This is a genomic window from Erythrobacter sp. K21-9, from assembly GCF_055808355.1.
The window spans coordinates 3,276,820-3,296,359 of record NZ_CM147866.1; the positions used below are offsets into that span (position 1 = coordinate 3,276,820).

At 62.2% G+C, this 19,540-nt stretch carries 16 protein-coding genes and 2 pseudogenes; 10 read left to right on the forward strand and 8 right to left on the reverse strand.

Features of this window, described 5'->3' with window-relative positions; genetic code table 11:
* Window positions 1-35: 35 nt before the first annotated feature.
* Window positions 36-1,563, reverse strand: a pseudogene (locus AC0L39_RS16910) (peptidoglycan DD-metalloendopeptidase family protein).
* 405 nt (window positions 1,564-1,968) lie between these two features.
* Between AC0L39_RS16910 and AC0L39_RS16915 the strand changes: the two are divergent.
* From AC0L39_RS16915 to fdxA, 3 genes and pseudogenes are all read left to right on the forward strand, one after another.
* Window positions 1,969-4,767, forward strand: coding sequence for a helicase-related protein (locus AC0L39_RS16915; protein ID WP_473259615.1), 2,799 nt, complete (start codon window positions 1,969-1,971; stop codon window positions 4,765-4,767).
* Complete coding sequence (locus AC0L39_RS16920) at window positions 4,694-4,885, forward strand: RNA-binding S4 domain-containing protein (RefSeq protein WP_473259617.1); 192 nt, start codon at window positions 4,694-4,696, stop codon at window positions 4,883-4,885. The genes AC0L39_RS16915 and AC0L39_RS16920 overlap by 74 nt, the downstream gene beginning before the upstream one ends.
* Window positions 4,886-4,974: 89 nt before the next feature.
* Window positions 4,975-5,314 (forward strand): annotated as a pseudogene (fdxA, locus tag AC0L39_RS16925) (ferredoxin FdxA).
* Here fdxA and AC0L39_RS16930 read toward each other — a convergent pair.
* Window positions 5,311-6,252, reverse strand: a complete 942-nt coding sequence (locus tag AC0L39_RS16930) for a tetratricopeptide repeat protein (protein ID WP_473259619.1) — start codon at window positions 6,250-6,252, stop codon at window positions 5,311-5,313. The pseudogene fdxA and the gene AC0L39_RS16930 overlap by 4 nt on opposite strands.
* A gap of 274 nt (window positions 6,253-6,526) precedes the next feature.
* Here AC0L39_RS16930 and AC0L39_RS16935 point away from each other — a divergent pair, with 274 nt between their 5' ends.
* From AC0L39_RS16935 to AC0L39_RS16945, 3 genes are all read left to right on the forward strand, one after another.
* Window positions 6,527-7,063 carry a CarD family transcriptional regulator gene (locus tag AC0L39_RS16935; protein WP_473259621.1) on the forward strand — a complete coding sequence of 179 codons (537 nt, stop codon included), beginning with the start codon at window positions 6,527-6,529 and terminating at the stop codon, window positions 7,061-7,063.
* A gap of 175 nt (window positions 7,064-7,238) precedes the next feature.
* Entirely contained in the window at window positions 7,239-8,006 is a 768-nt protein-coding gene (locus AC0L39_RS16940) for a head GIN domain-containing protein (protein WP_473259623.1), read from the forward strand.
* A gap of 71 nt (window positions 8,007-8,077) precedes the next feature.
* Window positions 8,078-8,410 (forward strand): hypothetical protein, encoded by a 333-nt coding sequence (locus tag AC0L39_RS16945; protein WP_473259625.1) that lies wholly within the window; start codon window positions 8,078-8,080, stop codon window positions 8,408-8,410.
* Here the strand turns inward: AC0L39_RS16945 and AC0L39_RS16950 are convergent.
* The gene (locus tag AC0L39_RS16950; protein WP_473259627.1) at window positions 8,407-9,363 is read right to left on the reverse strand and encodes an L-threonylcarbamoyladenylate synthase; all 957 of its coding nucleotides are present in this window, start codon (window positions 9,361-9,363) and stop codon (window positions 8,407-8,409) included. The genes AC0L39_RS16945 and AC0L39_RS16950 overlap by 4 nt on opposite strands.
* Window positions 9,364-9,456: 93 nt before the next feature.
* Between AC0L39_RS16950 and AC0L39_RS16955 the strand changes: the two genes are divergently transcribed.
* Together AC0L39_RS16955 and AC0L39_RS16960 are read left to right on the forward strand one after the other, a co-directional pair.
* Window positions 9,457-11,199: an acyl-CoA dehydrogenase gene (locus AC0L39_RS16955; RefSeq protein ID WP_473259629.1), complete on the forward strand. Its 1,743-nt coding sequence runs from the start codon at window positions 9,457-9,459 to the stop codon at window positions 11,197-11,199.
* Between the two features lie 12 nt (window positions 11,200-11,211).
* Window positions 11,212-12,066 carry a DUF815 domain-containing protein gene (locus AC0L39_RS16960; RefSeq protein ID WP_473259631.1) on the forward strand — a complete coding sequence of 285 codons (855 nt, stop codon included), beginning with the start codon at window positions 11,212-11,214 and terminating at the stop codon, window positions 12,064-12,066.
* An 88-nt stretch (window positions 12,067-12,154) separates the two neighbouring features.
* Here AC0L39_RS16960 and AC0L39_RS16965 read toward each other — a convergent pair whose 3' ends face one another.
* A complete protein-coding gene (locus AC0L39_RS16965) occupies window positions 12,155-13,549 on the reverse strand; it encodes a PQQ-dependent sugar dehydrogenase (protein ID WP_473259633.1) in 1,395 nt (464 codons plus the stop codon).
* 74 nt (window positions 13,550-13,623) lie between these two features.
* On the opposite strand from AC0L39_RS16965, the gene AC0L39_RS16970 reads away from it, so the two are divergent.
* Window positions 13,624-14,121, forward strand: a complete 498-nt coding sequence (locus AC0L39_RS16970) for a GAF domain-containing protein (protein WP_473259635.1) — start codon at window positions 13,624-13,626, stop codon at window positions 14,119-14,121.
* Between the two features lie 159 nt (window positions 14,122-14,280).
* Complete coding sequence (locus AC0L39_RS16975) at window positions 14,281-15,111, forward strand: hypothetical protein (protein ID WP_473259636.1); 831 nt, start codon at window positions 14,281-14,283, stop codon at window positions 15,109-15,111.
* Between the two features lie 63 nt (window positions 15,112-15,174).
* Here AC0L39_RS16975 and AC0L39_RS16980 read toward each other — a convergent pair whose 3' ends face one another.
* From AC0L39_RS16980 to mnmG, 4 genes are all read right to left on the reverse strand, one after another.
* Window positions 15,175-16,056 (reverse strand): ParB/RepB/Spo0J family partition protein, encoded by an 882-nt coding sequence (locus tag AC0L39_RS16980; RefSeq protein WP_473259638.1) that lies wholly within the window; start codon window positions 16,054-16,056, stop codon window positions 15,175-15,177.
* A 90-nt stretch (window positions 16,057-16,146) separates the two neighbouring features.
* On the reverse strand, window positions 16,147-16,923 hold the full coding sequence (locus AC0L39_RS16985; protein ID WP_473259639.1) for a ParA family protein: 777 nt from the start codon (window positions 16,921-16,923) through the stop codon (window positions 16,147-16,149).
* Window positions 16,924-16,964: 41 nt separating this feature from the next.
* Window positions 16,965-17,618, reverse strand: a complete 654-nt coding sequence (gene rsmG / locus AC0L39_RS16990; RefSeq protein ID WP_473259641.1) for a 16S rRNA (guanine(527)-N(7))-methyltransferase RsmG — start codon at window positions 17,616-17,618, stop codon at window positions 16,965-16,967.
* Entirely contained in the window at window positions 17,615-19,480 is a 1,866-nt protein-coding gene (gene mnmG, locus AC0L39_RS16995; protein ID WP_473259643.1) for a tRNA uridine-5-carboxymethylaminomethyl(34) synthesis enzyme MnmG, read from the reverse strand. The genes rsmG and mnmG overlap by 4 nt, the downstream gene beginning before the upstream one ends.
* Window positions 19,481-19,540 lie beyond the last annotated feature (60 nt).

Here is a 19,540-nt window from a genome sequence, read left to right on the forward strand (position 1 = left end):
CGCAGCGCTGCAATCGCGGTGTGCGAGGCTCCGCCTTACGGGCCGTTCGCACTCTCGCCAATGCGCCGCGCCATGTCGATCTTCTCGATCTCGCGCAGTGGTTCATCGGTTTCGGTCGGCAATGGCTCGAGATCCTCGAGCGCGGCTCCGACGTCGATTTCCTTGAGCTTGATAAGCTGGCGGCGGAAATCGAGCAGCTCAGTGCCCGAAAGCTGGGCGCGCGTAACGAATTTTACGCTGGCCGGATTGATCGAACGACCGCCGCGGTACATTTCGTAGTGCAGGTGCGGACCGGTCGAAAGGCCGGTCGACCCGACATAGCCGATGACCTGCCCGCGCCGGACCTGCTGTCCGCGCCGCACCGCCATCCGGCTCATGTGGCAATAGCGCGTCGAAAGCCCGCCGCCATGGCTCAGCCTGACGGCGATGCCGCAGCCGCCCATTCGGCCCGCGCCGCTAACCGTTCCGTCGGTCACGGCAGCAATCGGCGTGCCGCGCCGGGCGCGGAAATCGAGGCCTGCGTGCATCCGGCGATATCCAAGGATCGGGTGACGGCGCATTCCGTAGCGCGAGGAGACGCGGCCCGGCACCGGCGCGATCAGGCCGCCGCGCTGTTCGCCGACGCCGGAGGCTTCGTAGAACCGACCCTCGTCGCCCCAGCGCATCAGCTGCGTCTTGGGCTGGCCGCCGCGATCGATCCCGGCATAAAGCAAATTGCCCGCCTGCCGCTCACCCGTTGCAGCCCGGCGATAAGCGACGATAATGTCGAATTCGTCCGAGGCCCGCACTTCGCGGTCGAGGTTGATCTGATTGTCGAGCGCCTTGATATAATCCTGCACCGCGCTCGCCGGGACGCCTGCCGAGCGCATCGAACGATAAAGGCTGGGCCCGACCTTGCCGCGAACGCGCAGCGGGGTGTCGTCCACGCGGATGATGTTGCGCTGGAGAGCGAGGATTCCAGCCTGCCCGGTCTCGGCACTTGCCGTGCGCCTGCCCACTTCAAGCTCGAGGTCGAACCGCGCCCTGAACTTGAGCGCATCGAGCGAGCCGCGGCGCGCCCTGTTCGGTGCGGCGGCCCAGTGTGATGTCGATCTGCGTGCCCGGCTCAATCTCGGACAGCGGCATCGCATCGCCAATCAGCGCGCTGACCCGTCCGATATCGGCGCTGGAGACACCTGCGCGGCGCAGCATGCTGGCGAAACTGTCGCCCGGTGCGAGCGTTGCCAGCAATTCGATTTGCGGACGCTCGGGCGCACTAGCTAACGGGATGACCTGCTCCGTCGGTCCCATGCGGCGGCCACTATCCGCACCGTATGCGAGCGGCATGATCATCTGGCTGCGGAATTCTTCGCGAATTTCCTCGCCTTGGGGCATCGCCGACCGAGCCTCCAGCGGCGCCATGTCAGGCCAGAAGGCAAGCGCCACAGCGCCGAGGCCTAACATAGTTCCGAGCCCGCGAAACCACCGCCGGCTCCCGATATTCTGAGCAAGGTCGGGCGCAAGATCGAGCCCGCCCATCCACTGCCCGGCGGAAAGCTTCCACTCGTCATAGCGCTCACTCAGCCCGCTGACCCGCGAGATAACCTGGCGCCGGGCGCGCTGCGGTCCGCTCGGACCCGCCGGGTGTGCCAATTTCCGGAAATAGGGGAGGAGCGCTCTTGCGTCGCCATCCTCGCCGCTCTCACCAGACGCGCGCGCATCGGTGCCCGGCTCCTGTGCAGCCTCACCGACCCGGCGGTCATCATCATCGTGAGCAATGTCGCGCCCGTGGTCCAAGTGCTTTCCCCGAAAGGGCTCTGTTGGCCTTCGTTTCTCGGCTAATGGCGCAAAACCTTGGCCGAACAAAGTAAATGTGCACTTAACCAGCGACCAAGCGACTCTGGGCTGCGACCAGTTGTTGCAGGCGCAGTCTCGGTGCGAATGACGCGGCCCATTGCCCCTCCCCGCCAAGCCTGACAAAAGCGGGCCGTGAGTAGAATTTCCAGCGATTCCAGAGTGCGGGCGGTGCTGGGCCCCACCAATACGGGCAAGACGCATCTCGCAATCGAGCGGATGTGCGGCCATTCGAGCGGGATGATGGGCTTTCCGCTGCGCTTGCTGGCGCGCGAAGTCTATGACCGCGTGCGGGCAATCAAGGGTGATGACGCGGTGGCGCTGATCACCGGCGAGCAGCGGATTGAACCTCCCAATGCGCGCTATTTCTGCTGCACGATGGAAGCGATGGACCGACTGGGCGGCGGCCACGCGTTTGTCGCCATCGATGAGGCTCAGATTGGCGCGGACCCGGAGCGCGGACATATCTTCACCGACCGGCTGATGAATGCGCGCGGACGCGAAGAGACGATGATCCTCGGCTCGGCCACGCTGGAGCCGATCGTCAGGGCGCTGATCCCGCACGCGGAAATGGTCGAGCGCCCGCGCTTTTCCACTCTGACACATTCAGGCACGGCAAAGCTGTCTCGCCTGCCTCCGCGCAGCGCGGTGGTCGCGTTCTCGGTCGAGCAGGTTTACGCCATGGCCGAGGCTCTCAGGCGGTTTCGCGGAGGCGCGGCGGTGGTCATGGGGGCGCTTTCACCGGAAACACGCAACAAGCAGGTGGAATTGTTCCAGAACGGTGAAGTTGACTACATCGTCGCCACCGACGCGATCGGCATGGGGCTCAACCTCGACCTTAATCACGTGGCATTCGCAGCGCTGAGCAAATTCGACGGAACGCGCAAACGTCGGCTGACCCCCGCAGAGATGGCGCAGATCGCCGGGCGAGCGGGTCGGCATCAGACCGATGGTTCGTTCGGAACACTCACAGGTGGCGGAAGCCGCTCGGGCGCGCCGCTTGAGTTTACCGACGAAGAAGTCTTCGCAATCGAGGAGCACAAGTTTGCTCCGCTGACAAAGCTGTACTGGCGCGAGGCCGAGCCGCGCTTTGACACGCTGCCGGTGCTTATCGGCGACCTCGAAAGCCGCCCGCGCCACGATGTCTTGCGCGCTGCCCCGCAGGCGATCGACCTCGCCGTGCTCAAACGACTCGCTGAAGACCCGATTGCGAAGACTGTTCGCGGCAGCGGATTGGTCCGGCGGTTCTGGGAAGCCTGCTCGCTCCCTGATTTCCGGCAAGTCGGTGTCGATCCCCATGCCCGTTTTGTCGCGCGGCTGTGGCAGGATCTGTCTGGCGGATACCTCGGCGCGGATTTCGTCGCTGCGCGCATTGCCGAGCTCGACCGCACCGGCGGCGACATCGACACGTTGCAAGGAAGGATAGCCGCGATCCGATCCTGGGCCTATATCTGCCAGCGACCCGACTGGGTGCTGGCGCGCGACGAAATGGCTGCGCGGGCGCGCGCGGTCGAAGCGAAGCTCTCCGATGCGCTGCACGCGCGCCTGACCGAGCGCTTCGTCAACCGAAGGACGACTATCTTGATGAAATCGCTTGGACAGGATGCCAGCGCACTACCCGTTACTCTGGAGGCCGATGGGCGGCTGACGGTCGAGGATGAACCGATCGGCAAGCTCGACGGATTCCGTTTCGTGGTCGATCCCGATGCCACACTTGCCGACAGAAAGATGCTGCTCGCGGCAGGCGAAAAGGCGCTTCCCGGCATTCTTGCGAAGCGGGCCGAGTGGTTGCTCGCAGAGGGCCTTGCCGAGCTATCGATCGAGCGCGGCGCGATCCGCTGGCAGGGGCGTGCGCTCGCCGAGATAGAAATGCCGGACGATTTCAGCACCCCTAGGCTGGCCTTTTCGCGCGATATCGCTCTGCTGGGCGAACCCGCGCGCTCGAAACTGGAAAACGGTCTGATCGAGTGGCTGACCGCGCAGCTCGAACCGCTTGCGCCTTTGCGCAATCTGGCCGAGGCAGCGCGCAATCCCGAGGCCGGATCGCAGGCGCGCGCGCTGCTCATCACGCTGATCGATGCGCGCGGCGTTGTAAGCCGCGAGAAAGCGGGACTTCAGCACCTGCCCAAGGAAATGCGCCCGTTCCTGCGCAAGCTGGGCGTGACTTTTGGCGCGCTCGACATTTTCGCCGCACCCTTGCTCAAGCCTGCGCCGCGGCAATTGCTGCACGCTCTGGGTCTCGACAAGCGGCCCTTGCAGGATGCGATGCTTCCCGTGCTTGGTGAGACCAGGAAACTTCCCGCTGGATACCGGCCCGCGGGGTCGCAGGCGATCCGCGTGGACCTTTCCGAGAAGATCCTGCGCGCCGCATTCGACGCGCGCAGCAAGGCGGCGAGCAAGGGCGCCAAGGAGCGCAATCCGCGCTTCAGGCTCGACCTCGCGCTGCCCATTTCCATCGGCCTCGAGGAAGAGAATGCGCGGCGGCTGCTGGGGAGCGCGGGATTTCGCCTGCAACGCGCACGCGCTCTTGCCGAAGAAGCTTTCGGCCCGCCCGCTCCCGACCGCTGGACATGGAAGCCGAGGCGCCCGGGCGACAGCGCGACCCGCAAGGGCAAGCCGGGCCAGCGCGTCCCAAGAGACAGGAACAATGCGCGCAAGCCGGGGGCAAAGGCGGTCCGCGCAAGGCCAAAGAGCAAGCCGATACCGGCCCAGCCAAGGCTGGCGGCGCGTTTGACGGGCTGGCCGACCTGCTCGGCGGATGACGGAGGGCGAGCATGGCCACGACCGAGAGCCGAGCATCCGGCTCGATCGGATGCTCGTTTACCTGCGGTTCGCCCGGACCCGTTCAGCCGCACAAGGCATGATCGAAAGCCGGGCGCTGCGGCGCAATCGCAAGCATGTTCGCCGTGCCAGCGAGAACGTCTCTGTCGGTGATGTCATAACCCTGGTCCAAGGCTGTGAAGTTCGGATTGTCGAGATTCTATCGCTCCCCGACCGCCGTGCCTCGCCTGCTGGCGCCAAGTCTCATTACCGCGAGCTAAGTCGCGGTTGACCGGCTGATAGTTTTGCAGGCTTGACCCACACCAGCAAATCGACATAGCAGGCGCGTTGAAATCCGCCCTTGCTCGAAAGTTCGCCTAAATGACTTACGTCGTCACCGATGATTGCATCAAATGCAAATACACCGACTGTGTCGAGGTGTGTCCGGTCGACTGCTTCTACGAAGGCGAGAACATGCTGGTAATCAACCCCAGCGAATGCATCGATTGCGGCGTGTGCGAACCGGAATGCCCGGTACGAGGCAATTCTGCCCGATACCGAGGACGGCCTCGAAAAGTGGCTCGAGCTCAACACCAAGTTTTCGGCAGAATGGCCCAATATCACGAGCCAGAAAGAGCCGCCCGCCGACGCCGACGACCACAAGGGCGAAGAAGGCAAATTCGAAAAATACTTCAGCACCGAGCCGGGCGAAGGCGACTAGTTACTGTCAGAATCAGCCGCTGCTGAAGCGAGCATTTGTTCTACCGCCCGAGCGATCCGCCTCACATCTTCATGGCGCTCCGATCCGGGTTGCTCCGACGCGAGGGCTTTTGCAAACCAGTCTTGCGCCTGTCTCAGGTATGCTGGCTTGATTTGTGCTCGACCGTCCTCCTGCTTTTTGTAGCCAAAACGCAGGAAGCTGCGTCCCGCCTCATAGGCAGCATCGCCGCGACCCCATTCATAGGCCTTGGCAAACCATTCGCTGGCAACGGTGTGATCAACCGCAGTGCCATCACCCCTTGAGTAGATTTGCCCCAGTAAGAACGCTGCGTTCAGCTGGCCCTGCCCGCCCGCCTGCTCAAGCATGAATCGCGCGGTGACCGGATCGCGCTCCGTTCCTACGCCCGTCAGCAGGTATTCGCCGTAATCAGTTTGCGCATTGGGATCGCCAGCGACGGCTGTCATCCGGCATAATCGTAGTCCCTCTTCGGCGTCTTTCGGCCCGCCTTCGCCTCTTACCAGCATGTTGCCATAGGCGCAGTACGACATGCGCCAACCATTCTCGGCCGCCCGGGCATAGAGTTGGCGAGCTTTGACCAAGTCCTGCTGCCGTCCGTCGCCGCTGTAATAGCATGTCGCAAGATTGTGCATCCCGCTTGCCCTGCGTTCGTCGAGGCGTTCGAAATAGTCGCAGGCGCGCGCGGCATTCCGTTCGACGCCCAAAAGGCCGCCGTAGAGTATTTCACCAAGCAGGTCGGCAGCGCTGTCGTCGCCCTGCTCGGCAAGGTCCGCGATGGCCTTTTCGAACTCATGAGGCTCCATTCGCTCACGATGCTCAAGCGCGGATTTCACCTCTGCCGAAAACGCTGGCGCATAAACCTCGTCCGGAAGCACTTCAAGCTGCAGCATTACGGAAAAGATCAAGGATTCGAGCACCATAATTCCTCTTGCGGCGGTCAGCCCAGACTAAACGTGAACCAGGGATAGCCCATTCCTGAGCAGACTCGCAATTTTGTTGCGATTGTGCTATATAATCGATCAACCGCGCAGGGTGACCCCGGCGCTGGCCGTATAGAATCAGAAAGGTCGCTTACCAGCAAAACAGCTTTGGACAATCCCGGCCCGGTGCACGTTTCTCGATTGAAGAGGCAGTGCGCCGCGTCAAAAGTTGTCTCTGTCTGCTCTCGCTGGTGGCTGAATGAAAGGAACTCGCATGGCAAGCAATGCGCCAGCATTTGTCGTCGGAGATTACGTGGTCTACCCCAAGCACGGCGTGGGCCGTGTGATCGAGCTTCAGAATGAAGAAATCGCCGGAATGCAGCTCGAACTGTATGTCCTCCGGTTTGAAAAAGAGCGCATGACCCTGCGCGTGCCGGTCAACAAGGTTGAATCCATCGGGATGCGCAAGCTGTCTTCGGACAAGACGCTGAAGGAAGCGATGGAAACGCTCAAGGGCAAGCCCAAGGTGAAGCGCACCATGTGGTCGCGTCGTGCGCAGGAATACGAAGCGAAGATCAACTCGGGTGAGATCGTGCTCATCGCCGAAGTGACGCGCGACCTGTTCCGCCCGGACGACCAGCCGGAGCAAAGCTATTCCGAGCGTCAGATCTTCGAAGCGGCCTCCAGCCGCCTCGCCCGCGAACTTGGCGCAATGGAAGAAACCGACGAAGCCACCGCGCTCGAGAAGATCCTCGAAGTGCTGCGTGAGCGCGCGCCGCAATATTACAACAATGATGATGACGACAGCTAAGACTGAGCCAGCCATCTGAAACATCAAAGGGCCGCCCCGCAACGGGCGGCCCTTTTTGCATCCGGACGCAAACGTCACACCACCTTGCACTGACTACTTTGGTGTATTATATCACCAATACGCTTGGCCGGATATTTCCCGGCTCGCAGAAATTGATGACAGGTGGAGGCCTCAATTGATCCAGAAGCTTTTGAAATCGCTCGCGCCCATGGCGGCTATCGTAATGGGCGCAGGACTTGCAGGGTGCAGCGGCGCCGACATGAAAATCAACGGCGTCGAAGGTGTGCCGCTGGCCGAGCTCGATATGAGCGGCGCTACACCAACCGAACTTGTCGTCGCGACCAATGCGAAAGTTATCGTCACGAACGGATCGCCGCTCAACATCACGGTCGAGGATGATCCCGAAACCGCCTTGCGCTTCGTCCTGGATGATGGAGTCCTTGGCGTGACGAGCGATTCCGACCTCGAGATCAAGGATGGCAAAGCGGTCGTGCGCGTGACCATGCCAGCACCGCAAGCTATTGTGATCGCAGGCTCGGGCTCGGTCGAGGCCGAGAGCATGACGAGCAACCCCGAACTGACGATTGGCGGTTCCGGGTCGATCTCCGTCAGCGAATTTGCAGCGGAGGCACTGGAAGTCAGCATCGGCGGATCGGGCGGGGTCAAAGGGGCGGGCACTGCAGAGCGGCTCGAAATCACGATTGGCGGATCAGGCGATGTCGATCTTGCCGGGCTGAAAGCGGACAAGGCCGAAGTTTCAATCGGCGGATCGGGCGATGTCACCTTCGCGTCTGATGGAGAGGTCGAAGCCAATTTTGCCGGCTCGGGCGATGTCAAGGTGGTGGGCAGCGCAAAGTGCACCGCCAATTCATTCGGCGCAGGCAAGCTCAGATGTTCCCCTGCAGCCGAAGTCGACGAGCAGGAGCCGGCCGAAGCGAGCTAAGAACGGGCCGATGTCGCTCTGCGGGGCGATCCACGCTTGCAAAACACATAAGAGCGCGCAAGGTTATCGCCATGCGCGCTCTTTCTGTTCTGGCGCTCGCAGCGGCGGGCCTTTCGCTTTCGGGGTGCCTTGCGCGCACGGCAGTCGACGTCGTGACAGCCCCCGTCCGTGTGGGGAGCAAGGCGGTCGATCTCGCAACGACCAGCCAATCGGAAGCCGATGAAAAGCGTGGCAGGGAAATTCGCAAACGCGAAGAGAAGCTCGGCAAACTCGATCGGCGATATGAAAAGCAGATTGCCGACTGCCGCGAAGGGGACGATAGCGCGTGCGATGATGCGCAGAAAACCTACGCCGAGATGCAGGACCTGATGCCAACCGTCCCGTCCGAACCCGAGGGCGATTAATCCGCCGGTGCGGAAGCTCGCCTGAGCCGGTCGTTGATTGCGCGTCCAATGCCTTCGTTCGGGATCGGCGCGATCGCGATCGCTGCCTTGTCGGAACCGGCACTCTTGTGGAGGCATTCGTAGAGCCTCGCGGCGGCTTCATTCAGATCGCCGGACGTTGACAGTGAGCAGTCACCCTCGATCACCCCGAAACCGATACAGAATTCGTGCTCCCGGGCGTTCAGCGCATCAAGGCGGATCGGTTTGCCGGGGGAGTAGTGCCGCGCGAGCTGGCCGGGCGCTTCGATACCCGCATCATCACCCATCGCCGTTTCAACTCCCAGAATTCTGGTGAGCGTTTCTTTCGTGATCGGTCCGGGCCGCAGCAATGACCATCCACCATCATCGCGCAGCGTAACAATCGTCGATTCCACTCCGCGCTCGCACGGTCCTCCATCCAGCACCAACGGACATTCCGCTGCGAGCGAGGCCGTGACGTGCTCCGGGCGAGTGGGGCTGATTTCCTCGCTGCGATTGGCGGAGGGCGCAGCCAGCGCATGGCCGAGCGTTTCCAAGACGGCCCTCATGACCCGGTGCGAGGGTTGCCGCAGCGCTATCGTGGGTAGACCGGCCGTTACCGCGCTGGCAACCGGAGTTTCCGTTCGCAGCGGCAGAACCAGCGTCAGCGGGCCGGGCCAGAACCGCTCGGCAAGATCGAGCGCGCGCTCATCGAATTCAGCCAGCTCCCGTGCCTGTTTCAGATCGCGCACATGAACAATCAGCGGGTTGAAATCAGGCCGCCCCTTGGCCGCGTAGATCTTCGCCACCGCCTCTGCGATGTCGGCCCGCGCGGCCAGGCCGTAGACCGTCTCGGTCGGCACTGCGACAAGCCCGCCGGATTCGAGGATTTCGGCCGCGCGGGCTATTCCCGCCGCGTCTGCCGGCACCACTTCCGTAACGTCCTTGTCGCTCATCGCATGGTCGCTATATTCTGAGACAAGCGCTGCCAAGCAAAAGGCGCTTCTCCGAGTGTTTCCACGCCCCCTTGAACAGGACGATACCCGCCAGTGACCCCTTATACCCCGCCGACCCAGGACCAGCTGCTCGCCATTCGCGTCAATGCCGGTATCGAAGAGCTCGCCCAATCTGAAAAGTATGCTCATGCGGAGCCCGATCTGGTCGAAGCCATCGTCGAAGGTGTCGGCCAATTCGCAGCCGGAGAGTTCGCACCGCTCAACCGCGTCGGCGATCTCGAAGGGGCGAAGCTCGAAAACGGCGTCGTGCGTCTGCCCGACGGGTTCAAGGAAGCGTATGATTCCTACGTCGAGCAGGGCTGGAATGCGATTGCCTCGCCTGAAGAATTCGGCGGACAAGGGCTGCCCTTCACGCTGTCGTGCAACGTGCTCGAAAATCTCGGCGCGGCCAACATGGCGTTCAACCTGCTGCCAATGCTGTCGGTCGGCGCGATTGAGGCACTCGAACATCACGGCAGCAAGGACCAGCAATCGAAATACCTGCCGGACCTCGTAAGCGGAAAATGGTCGGGCACGATGAACCTGACCGAACCGGCAGCAGGCTCCGATGTCGGGGCCTTGCGCTCCACTGCAGTGCCGGTCGAGGAAGGTGAACACGCAGGCAAGTACAAGATTGCCGGGCAGAAGATCTACATCACCTGGGGCGAGCACGAACTGGCCGAGAACATAATTCACCTTGTGCTCGCGCGGCTTCCCGACGCGCCTGAGGGATCGCGGGGGATCTCGCTGTTCCTCGTACCGAAATATCACGTCAACGACGATGGCTCGCTCGGCAATCGCAACGACCTTCGCTGCGTCAGCCTCGAACACAAGCTCGGCATCAACGCTTCGCCAACTTGCGCCATGAGCTACGGCGACAATGACGAATGCATTGGCGAACTGGTCGGGCAGGAAAACCGCGGGCTGATGGCGATGTTCACGATGATGAACAATGCGCGCATTAATGTCGGCAACCAGGGCAACCAGATCGCAGAGCGCGCGACCCAACAGGCGCTGTATTACGCGATGGACCGCGTTCAATCCGCGCGCGCCGGTTCGCCCGACAAGACCCCGGTCGCGATCATCGAGCATCCCGACGTGCGCCGCATGATCCTGCGCATGAAGGCCCTCACAGAAGGATGCCGCGCGCTGCTGTATTACTGCGCAGGCCAGGTCGATCGCGGAACAATCGGCGATGCAGATGCCAAGAACCGCGCCGAGATACTCGTCCCGCTGGTCAAGGCGTGGGGCACCGATATCGGCGTCGAGGTCGCGGGTATCGGCATCCAGATCCACGGCGGCATGGGCTTTGTCGAGGAAACAGGTGCCGCGCAGCATTGGCGCGATTCGCGGATTGCTCCGATTTACGAAGGCACGAACGGTATCCAGGCCGCAGATCTCGTCACCCGCAAACTCGGGATCGAGGGCGGCGATACGATGATCGGCCTGTTCGAAGAGATCGCGCGCGATGCTTCGGGCGAAGCGTCACTGGCCGCGCTCGCCAACGATTGCGCCCACGTCGCTCGCTGGATGCGTGACGAAGCCAGCCTCGACGACAGGCTCGCGGGCAGCGTTCCGTTCTGCACGATGGCGGCTGTCGCGGTCGCGGGCTGGCAATTGATGAAGCAGGACAAGGCGGTTGCAGACGGCGCCGCGCCCGCGCTGGCAGAGAGCAAGCCGGTCAGCGTGCGATTCTTCCTGGACCGGATCGTGCCGGAGGCGCATGGCCTGAAAGCCAGCGCAGTAGCCGGGGCGGACCTGCTCTACACGCTCACAAGCGACAAGCTGGCCGGGTAACGGCACGTTTCGGTGAGCGAGGATCGCAATCCACTCCAACAGCCGCTCAGTCGAATAGCCGATGCGCTTGAGCGGATCGCTCCCACACCGCCTGCGCAAGTCGATTGGGACACCCAGCCCACATATGTCTGGGACGGAGCAAGCGCGCGCGAGCTCGTCGCGATTGAGGCACCCGGCCTCGCAAAATTGCGCGCTATCGACGCGCAAAAAGCGCTCGTCTGCGAAAACATTGCGCGCCTCGCACAGGGCCATGCCGCGCACGACATGCTGCTGTGGGGCGCGCGCGGCATGGGCAAGTCCGCGCTGGTTCGCGGTGCGGTCAAGCAGGTGCAGGACGAGGCTCCCACGGCGCTGGGCCTGGTGCAGGTGGCCCCCGATGCGCTGGACAGCCTGCCTGCGCTTTTTGAAACGCTCTCCCCGGTTCGCAGGCAATTCGTCATCTTCATTGACGATCTGGGCTTTGCAGAGGACGACGCGGTCGGGCCGCGCCGCCTGCGCAGCTGGCTCGAGGGCGGGGTAGAAGCGCGCGCCGCCAATTGCCGTCTCGCAGTCACTTCGAACCGGCGCGCTATCCTTGCCCGGCGGGCGAGGGAGCAGGATCCCGATGATGATGACGCACCGCTCAACCCCCGCGACGCGATCGACGACAAGCTGGCGCTGGCCGACCGGTTCGGCCTATCGGTGGGCTTTCATCCATGCGGCAAGCACGAATATCTCGAGATCGTTGCAGCCTATGCCGACCCGCTGGCCCTGACCTTCAGCGACGAAGAAGCTCTGGCCTGGGCGATGCAGCGCGGCCAGCGATCGGGACGGTCCGCTTGGCAATATGTCGTCGAGCTCGCCGGCAAGGCTGGCAAGCCAATATAGCTATTGCGCCTGGCCAGCCTGGGTTCGCAGGTAGTCTTCCTCGAACGTCGCTCTCGGATCGCGCAATTCGCGCTGCGGCGGCAGGGCTTCACCGCTCACACGGGCGATTCCCGCGCCCGGTTCCGCATCCGTGGCAGCGGCGCGCCAGATAATGCCAGCCGTATCGTCCGAGACCAGCAACGAGCCATCGCCGCCCCATTCGACCCAAGTCGAGCCGCCCCTTTGTCGTGCCATCATCATTGAGGAACCCGCCCAGCAGCTCGACAGGCTTGCCGACAGGATTTCCGCGCTCGTCGAATTCGACATAGACCACGTCATAGCCAGAGGGCGGCTTGCGGTTCCACGACCCGTGACGCGCGATAAAGGCACCGCTGGCGAAGTTCTCGCCCATGAGGTGCCCTTCCTTTGTGAAGACGAGGCCCAGTGCCGCGACATGCGGACCGACCGCATAGACAGGATTGCGCGTATATTCGATAAGGTAGGCGGGCATGGGGGCCTCGACCCGGCGGTCGATGTTGTTCTTGTAGTAGACCCACGGCCAGCCATATTGCGCGCCGATTGGCACATTGGTGAGGTAATCCGGAACGAGGTCGGACCCTAGCATGTCGCGTTCATTCACCGTGGTCCACAATTCGCCGGACCAGGGGCTGAAGTCGAGTCCGTTGGGATTGCGCAGGCCGACCGCGAACTGGCGCTGGCGATTGCTGGTGAGATCGTACTCCCAGATCATCGCGCGGCCTTCTTCGACGTCCATGCCGCTTTCGCCGATATTGCTGACCGAACCGACCGCAACAAGCAACCGGTCGCCGTCGGGATGCAATTCCATGTTGCGCATCCAGTGGCCGCCGCCCGGTGGCAGGTCCATCAGCTTTCGCCCTTCTCCCGTTGCCGCGTCGCTTCCGAGTTCATAATCGAAGGCGAGTACCGAATCGTGATTGGCAACATAGAGCGTGCCATCCTGCCAGCTCATGCCGGAGGGCGAATCCAGCCCTTCTTCGCGGATAACCACCTGGGTGTCTGCCACTCCGTCACTGTCGCTGTCGCGCAGCAGAACGATCTGGTTTGGGGATTCGCCCGCAGCGCCCGCCTTGGAAAAGAGGAAGGAGGCGACCCAGCCGCGGATTGTGTCCATGATTCCGCCATCACCGCTGCCTTCAACCTTGGGCGCGCGGGTCAGCGTGACCAGCACATCGCCATTGGGAAGCGCATAGAGGACGCGCGGATGGTCGAGCCCCTCGGCAAAGCGGTTCACCTCAAGGCCATCGGCGGCAACCGGCAGCTCTCCATCGGCCCAACCGACCGGCTCGGCAATCTGGACGGTTGGGAAGTTCTCGGGAGCGGGTTCCTCGAGGGTCGGATCCGTCCCAGCCACCTCTTCGACTGAAAGCTCCGCCTCGTCACCGCGAGACAGGAAGTAGAACGCCGCGCCAAGAACGGCGATCAAGACGACGAGAGCGATTGCGAGTTTGCGAAGTATGGCCATGTGGCCGGAAATAGAGCCGCGCGGCGCTTGCGGCAACAGGCGAACGCAGTCAAAGACATGCGCAAGGAGCCCGCATGTACGATTTTAAGCCCGATCCCGCCCTCGACACCGCAGAACGCTATCGCCAATTGTGCTTGGCTGCCCAGGCTGTGACCGAGGGAGAGCCCGATGCTGTGGCGAATATGGCGAATGTCGCCGCGCTCATCTGGGAATACCTGCCAGACCTGAATTGGGCGGGTTTTTATCGCGTAGGCCCGGCGAAAGCTGGCGGTGAAGAGCTGATCCTCGGACCTTTCGTGGGCCGCCCGGCATGTATCCGGATCTCACTGGACCAAGGTGTTTGCGGCACCGCTGTATCAAGCGGCGAGACGCAGCGGGTCGAGGACGTTCACGCCTTCCCCGGCCACATCGCCTGTGATGCGGCTAGCCAGTCGGAACTTGTAGTCCCTGTCATGCGCGGCGGACAAGCGATCGCGGTGATTGACCTCGACAGCCCCGAAAAGGCGCGCTTTACCGCCGAGGATGCGGCGGGACTTGAGAAGCTCGCCGAGCTGGTGTCGGATCGGGTCTGACCGGGCTTTCGCTGCGGGCCGGTCGCCCCGAAACGAGACAGCGCCCCGCGCCCACCTTGGAGATGTGCGCAGCCGGGTGGTAAATAAGAAGCTAACAAGGCTTACACGCGATAGGCGCGATTCGCAGGGATCTGTGCTGCACGTACCCGGGGGATTACAATGACTTCTCGCTGCAAACTCAACATCGTTGGCTCAGCTGGCCTCGCTTTCGGCGCTTCGATCATGCCCAGTGCGGCTTTAGCGCAGGCCGGCGATCCCTCCCCGATGAGCGAGCAGGAAATCGCAACGCTCCCAGCCGAATACCAAAGCGCTCCGACGCGTTCCTCGTACAGCGAAACCCGCAGCGAGGAGGATGGGGTCGAAACGATCACCCGCACACGCCGCATCGAGCGCGTCGTGCCTGCACCGGCCTACGCGGACCCGGCGCCAGTCAGCGGGTATGGATATGCACCCAGCACTTACGTCCCAGCCCCCGCCGTGTTCGAGCGCGAGCAGTGGATCGAAGAGTGCAATCGCCGAACGGCGGGCCGAAGCGAAGAGGACAAGGGTGGAATCATAGGCGGTCTGCTCGGTGCGGTCACCGGCGGGATTCTCGGCAACCGAATTGCCGATGGCGATCGGCTTGCCGGAACACTGATAGGCGCAGGCACCGGGGGCCTCGGCGGATTTCTTTTGGGCAGCCTGATGGGTGGTGGCAAGAAAGAGGACGCCTATGATTGCGAAGCCGCTCTCGACAGCTACCTCTCGCAATACGGCACTGGGCCTGCACGGATTGCGAGCCGCACGATCCCAGCACCCACGTACCCGCAATACACACCGCAGGGTGCCTACAATTATGCTCCGGCCTACGGATATGGCTACGCGCCGCCGCAACGGCTCGTTTATGTGCCAATCCGCTACGAGCAGCAGCAGCGCGTCATCATTCGCGAGACCATCCGTGAGGAGTATTACGACGTACCCGCCGAGGGCACGGTTACCCGCGTTCCCTGAATTGCTCGGCTTTGACCGGTATGCGGGCCGTGCAAAGTTGCGCCGCGCAACTTTACTCAGCGATCAAAAGTCGCCGCCAGTCAGGCGCTGGCACACCAGGTCAAGCTGGTCGAGTGAGCCGTAGCGGATAGAAATCGATCCGGTGCGCGGATCGGCATCAGCCTTGATCCGGACCGGAAGGCCGAGGAATTCCTCCAAGTGGTTCTGCACCGCAGCGATATCGGCGTCGTCTGCCGGATTGCGACCTGCCGCGTCGACACCCGCATCGCCTTTAATGCTTTTGGCGACCTTGCGGACCATCTTCTCGATCTCGCGGACGGACAGATTGTCGTTTACTGCCTGTTTGGCGAGCGTCGCCGCATCTTCGTGCCCTATCAGAGCGCGCGCATGGCCCATCGAGAGCTTCCCACCCTCGACAAGGTCCAGAACCGCGGATGGCAAGCCCAAAAGGCGTTGGATGTTGGCAACATGGCTCCGTGATTTTTCGACCATCCGGGCGATTTCCGCCTGCGTCATACCCTCATCGTCGGCAAGCCGTTGATATGCCCGGGCTTCCTCGACCGGATTGAGATCCTCACGCTGCAAGTTCTCGATCAGCGCAATCGCCATCACTTCGCGGTCATCGAGCTCGCGGACGAGCGCCGGCATGTGGTGAAGCCTGGCTTTCTGCGCGGCGCGCCAACGGCGCTCACCCGCGACAAGCTCGTACTTTCCGTCGCCGCTTGGGCGCACGATGATCGGTTGAATTACACCGCGCTTTGCGATGGACGCAGCCAGTTCATCAAGCGATGCTTCATCGAAGTGCTTGCGCGGATTGCCTGGAAGCGGCGAAATCGACGCTATCGACAGCATCTTGAGCGGAGAATCGCTTGCCGTTTTTTTATCGGCTGCGTTTTCGCCGCTCGCACCGCGCACCAGCGGTTCTTCGCGATTGGTCTCACCCAAAAGAGCGCCCAGCCCCTTGCCAAGTTTCTTCCTTTTGTCGTACCGGGCTGCGCTGCGGGACGGAAAAACGGATTGGGTCGGTGTTCTTGCTCATGCAGCCTGCCTTTCAGGCGGAAAACGACCGATCAGCTCGCGCGCCAAGGCGATATAGGCGCGGCTGCCGGTGCAGGAATGATCGTAGACAAGCGCGGGAAGTCCGTGGCTTGGAGCCTCGGACAGGCGCACATTGCGCGGAATGACGGTCTCAAAGACCAAATTGCCAAGACAATCGCGCACATCTTCGGAAACTTGGTCGGTCAGGCGGTTACGGCGGTCATACATGGTGAGCGCGACGCCAATAATGTCGAGCGACGGGTTAAAAAGCTGCTGAACGCGCTCAACCGTCTGAAGCAGCTGGCTCAGACCCTCGAGCGCAAAAAATTCGCATTGCAGCGGCACAAGCAATGTATCTGCCGCGCACAATGCATTGAGAGTGAGCAAGCCAAGCGATGGCGGGCAGTCGATAAAGCAAATTTCGTGTCCGCGGTGATCGTGCAAGGCCTTGCGCAGCCGCGCGGTGCGCTCTTCGACAGAGACAAGCTCGATCTCGGCGCCGCTGAGGTCTTGTGTTGCAGGGATAATATCGAGCCCTGGAATGCTCGTCTCGACCACCGCCTCGCCGAGCGGAAGCTCGTCCACCAATAAATCGTAGCTCGAAAGCCCGCGTGCAGCCGCATTCACGCCCATGCCGGTTGATGCATTACCCTGCGGATCAAGGTCGATCAGCAGCGTGCGCCAGCCGGTAGCAGCCATCGCGGTGGCCATGTTGATTGCGGTGGTGGTTTTGCCCACCCCGCCCTTCTGGTTCGCTATTGCAATCGTAAGCATGGTTTTCCTGCCCGATGGCCCTTTCCGCGCCCCAATTGACGCTAATCGCGGTTGCTGGAACTCACGATGATGCCTGCGTCGTCATCGGTCAATGATTGTTCCACGTGGAACATTGTCCGAATCGAAAGCTTTTGCTCCGCCAATTCGTGCGCTGCGGAGCGGCCTTTGGGCAAGAGGAACGTCGTAGCCTTTGTGGAGAAGGGTGCGGATAACCGGAGCAGTTTATCCAGCGGAGCAAAGGCGCGTGCCGAAATGACACGTGCCGGGAAGGGAGAAATCCGCTCAAGTCGGTCGCACAAGACCGTGCAATTGGTCAGGCCGAGCGCTTTGGCAGATATGTCGAGAAAATTTGCTCGTCGCTGCCTCGATTCAACCAGTTTGACCTGCACTTCCGGCCGTAGAATTGAAATTATCAACCCCGGTAACCCCGCTCCGGTGCCGAGATCGAGCCAAACCACGCCGTCATCCGATATTGTTTCACGTGAAACATGCTCGAGAAGTTGTGCGCTGTCGGCAAAATGCCGCTGCCAGAGGCGCGCTTCCGACGCTTTGCTGATCAAATTCTGCCGACCATTTTCTTCGACGAGCAATCTAGCATATCGCTCCAAGCGCTCAAAACCGCGCTCATCGGTGAGGCTCGCAACATAGTTGCGCGCTTCAAGCTCGGTCCGGATCACTTGCCAGTCGTTGATCACGCGGCAAATAAATCTGATTGCTGGTGCCGCCGGGCATAAACCAGCAACGCAGACAGGGCGGCTGGGGTAATCCCCGCAATCCGCCCGGCAGCAGCAAGCGTGCTGGGTGCGGCAGCGGAGAGGCGTTCGACCATCTCATTCGAAAGGCCCGGGACCTCTGCAAACGGGAAGCTGGGCCCGAGCGGCAATTCCTCGCTAGCCCTCAAATCCCTTAATTCGGCCTCCTGACGCGCAAGATAGGGCGCGTAAGCGGCATCCTCAGCGATTTCTTCCGCCAATTGCGGATCTTGAGCCGCGTCGACATCAAGCCACGGCTCGAGCCTATCGAGGTCGATTCCGCCGTGGCGCAGCCATTCGGACAACGGCTTGTCTCCGCCATCGCGCCGCACTGGTAGGCCGGCGTCGGCCAAGATCCGCGCATTGACTTGCTTTTCAAGTGCCCTGCTGAGCTTCGCACCCGCACTGCGGCGTTCTTCAAACCATGCGCGCCTATCATCACCAACGCAGCCCGATGCGATACCGAGCGGGGTCAGACGGGTCGAAGCGTTGTTGGCGCGCAGGCGAAGACGATATTCAGCGCGCGAAGTGAGCATCCGGTAGGGTTCGCTGACGCCCTGCAAGGTAAGGTCATCGACCATCACCGCGATATACGAGTTCGCGCGATCAAGCTGGGGTGCATCCTTGCCCATCACCGCCGAAGCAGCCTCAAGACCCGCAACAAGGCCCTGCGCCGCCGCTTCTTCGTAGCCCGTAGTCCCGTTTATCTGCCCAGCGCAGTAGAGGCCAGGTATGGCACGCAGTTGAAGGTCGGGTGAGAGCGCACGCGGATCGATATGATCGTATTCGACTGCATAGCCCGGAACCGCCATTTCCACGCTCTCAAGGCCCGGCATTGCCCGCAGCATATCCTGCTGAACATCTACCGGAAGCGATGTACTGATCCCGTTTGGATAGACGAGATTCGTTGTCAGCCCCTCCGGCTCGAGGAACACCTGGTGACCGTCGCGGTCCCCGAAGCGGTGAATCTTGTCCTCGATCGAAGGGCAATAGCGCGGCCCCGCCGCATCAATCGCTCCAGAGAACAGCGGCGACCGGTGCAGATTGGCCCGAATCGCGTCGTGCGCGGCCTGCGTCGTGCGGGTAATCGCGCAAAACACCTGCGGATTCCTCCGGTCGCGGGTAAGCGGCGACATCGTCCACTCTTCGGCATCGGATTGTTGCTCGGGCAGGCTCGCCCAATCTATGGTTCGCCCATCGAGACGCGGGGGTGTCCCCGTCTTGAGGCGCGCCATGGGCAAGTTCGCGCCGCGCAATTGCTCGGCGAGACGTTTTGCGGCGTTCTCCCCGACGCGCCCTCCCTCGAACCGCTCTTCACCTCGGAACAGCACACCGCCAAGGAACGTGCCGGTACAGAGGATCACCCTTGGCGCGTCCACCACCGTTCCATCGGCCAGCTCCAGCCCCGATACCCGCCCACTGGTCAGCACCAGCGCAGCCGCCTCACCCTCGATCAGCGTGAGATTTTTTTGCGTACGGACCACTCCTTGAACGGCAGCCTTGAAAAGCACCCGGTCAGCCTGAACCCGAGGGCCCCAAACAGCACTGCCCTTCGAGCGGTTGAGCATGCGGTAGTGGATTGCGCCGGCGTCAGCCGCTTTCCCGATTACTCCATCCAGCGCATCGACTTCGCGCACGAGATGCCCCTTGCCCAGCCCGCCGATGGCAGGATTGCAGCTCATTGCGCCAACCATGTCGAGATCGAAACTGACAAGACCGGTTCGCGCACCCATGCGCGCAGCGGCGCAGGCTGCTTCGACACCGGCATGTCCGCCGCCGATAACCAAGACTTCGAATTCGTGCACGCCGCGCCAAATAGGGATTCCAGCGCCCGAGGTCAAAATGTCTTTAAGCATTGTTCCACG

Coding starts and splice junctions, on each gene's coding strand:
- AC0L39_RS16920 (WP_473259617.1), top strand. CDS start 4,694: ATGATCGAAAGCCGGGCGCTGCGGCGCAATCGCAAGCATGTTCGCCGT.
- AC0L39_RS16930 (WP_473259619.1), bottom strand. CDS start 6,252: ATGGTGCTCGAATCCTTGATCTTTTCCGTAATGCTGCAGCTTGAAGTG.
- AC0L39_RS16935 (WP_473259621.1), top strand. CDS start 6,527: ATGGCAAGCAATGCGCCAGCATTTGTCGTCGGAGATTACGTGGTCTAC.
- AC0L39_RS16945 (WP_473259625.1), top strand. CDS start 8,078: ATGCGCGCTCTTTCTGTTCTGGCGCTCGCAGCGGCGGGCCTTTCGCTT.
- AC0L39_RS16950 (WP_473259627.1), bottom strand. CDS start 9,363: ATGAGCGACAAGGACGTTACGGAAGTGGTGCCGGCAGACGCGGCGGGA.
- AC0L39_RS16965 (WP_473259633.1), bottom strand. CDS start 13,549: ATGGCCATACTTCGCAAACTCGCAATCGCTCTCGTCGTCTTGATCGCC.
- AC0L39_RS16970 (WP_473259635.1), top strand. CDS start 13,624: ATGTACGATTTTAAGCCCGATCCCGCCCTCGACACCGCAGAACGCTAT.
- AC0L39_RS16975 (WP_473259636.1), top strand. CDS start 14,281: ATGACTTCTCGCTGCAAACTCAACATCGTTGGCTCAGCTGGCCTCGCT.
- AC0L39_RS16985 (WP_473259639.1), bottom strand. CDS start 16,923: ATGCTTACGATTGCAATAGCGAACCAGAAGGGCGGGGTGGGCAAAACC.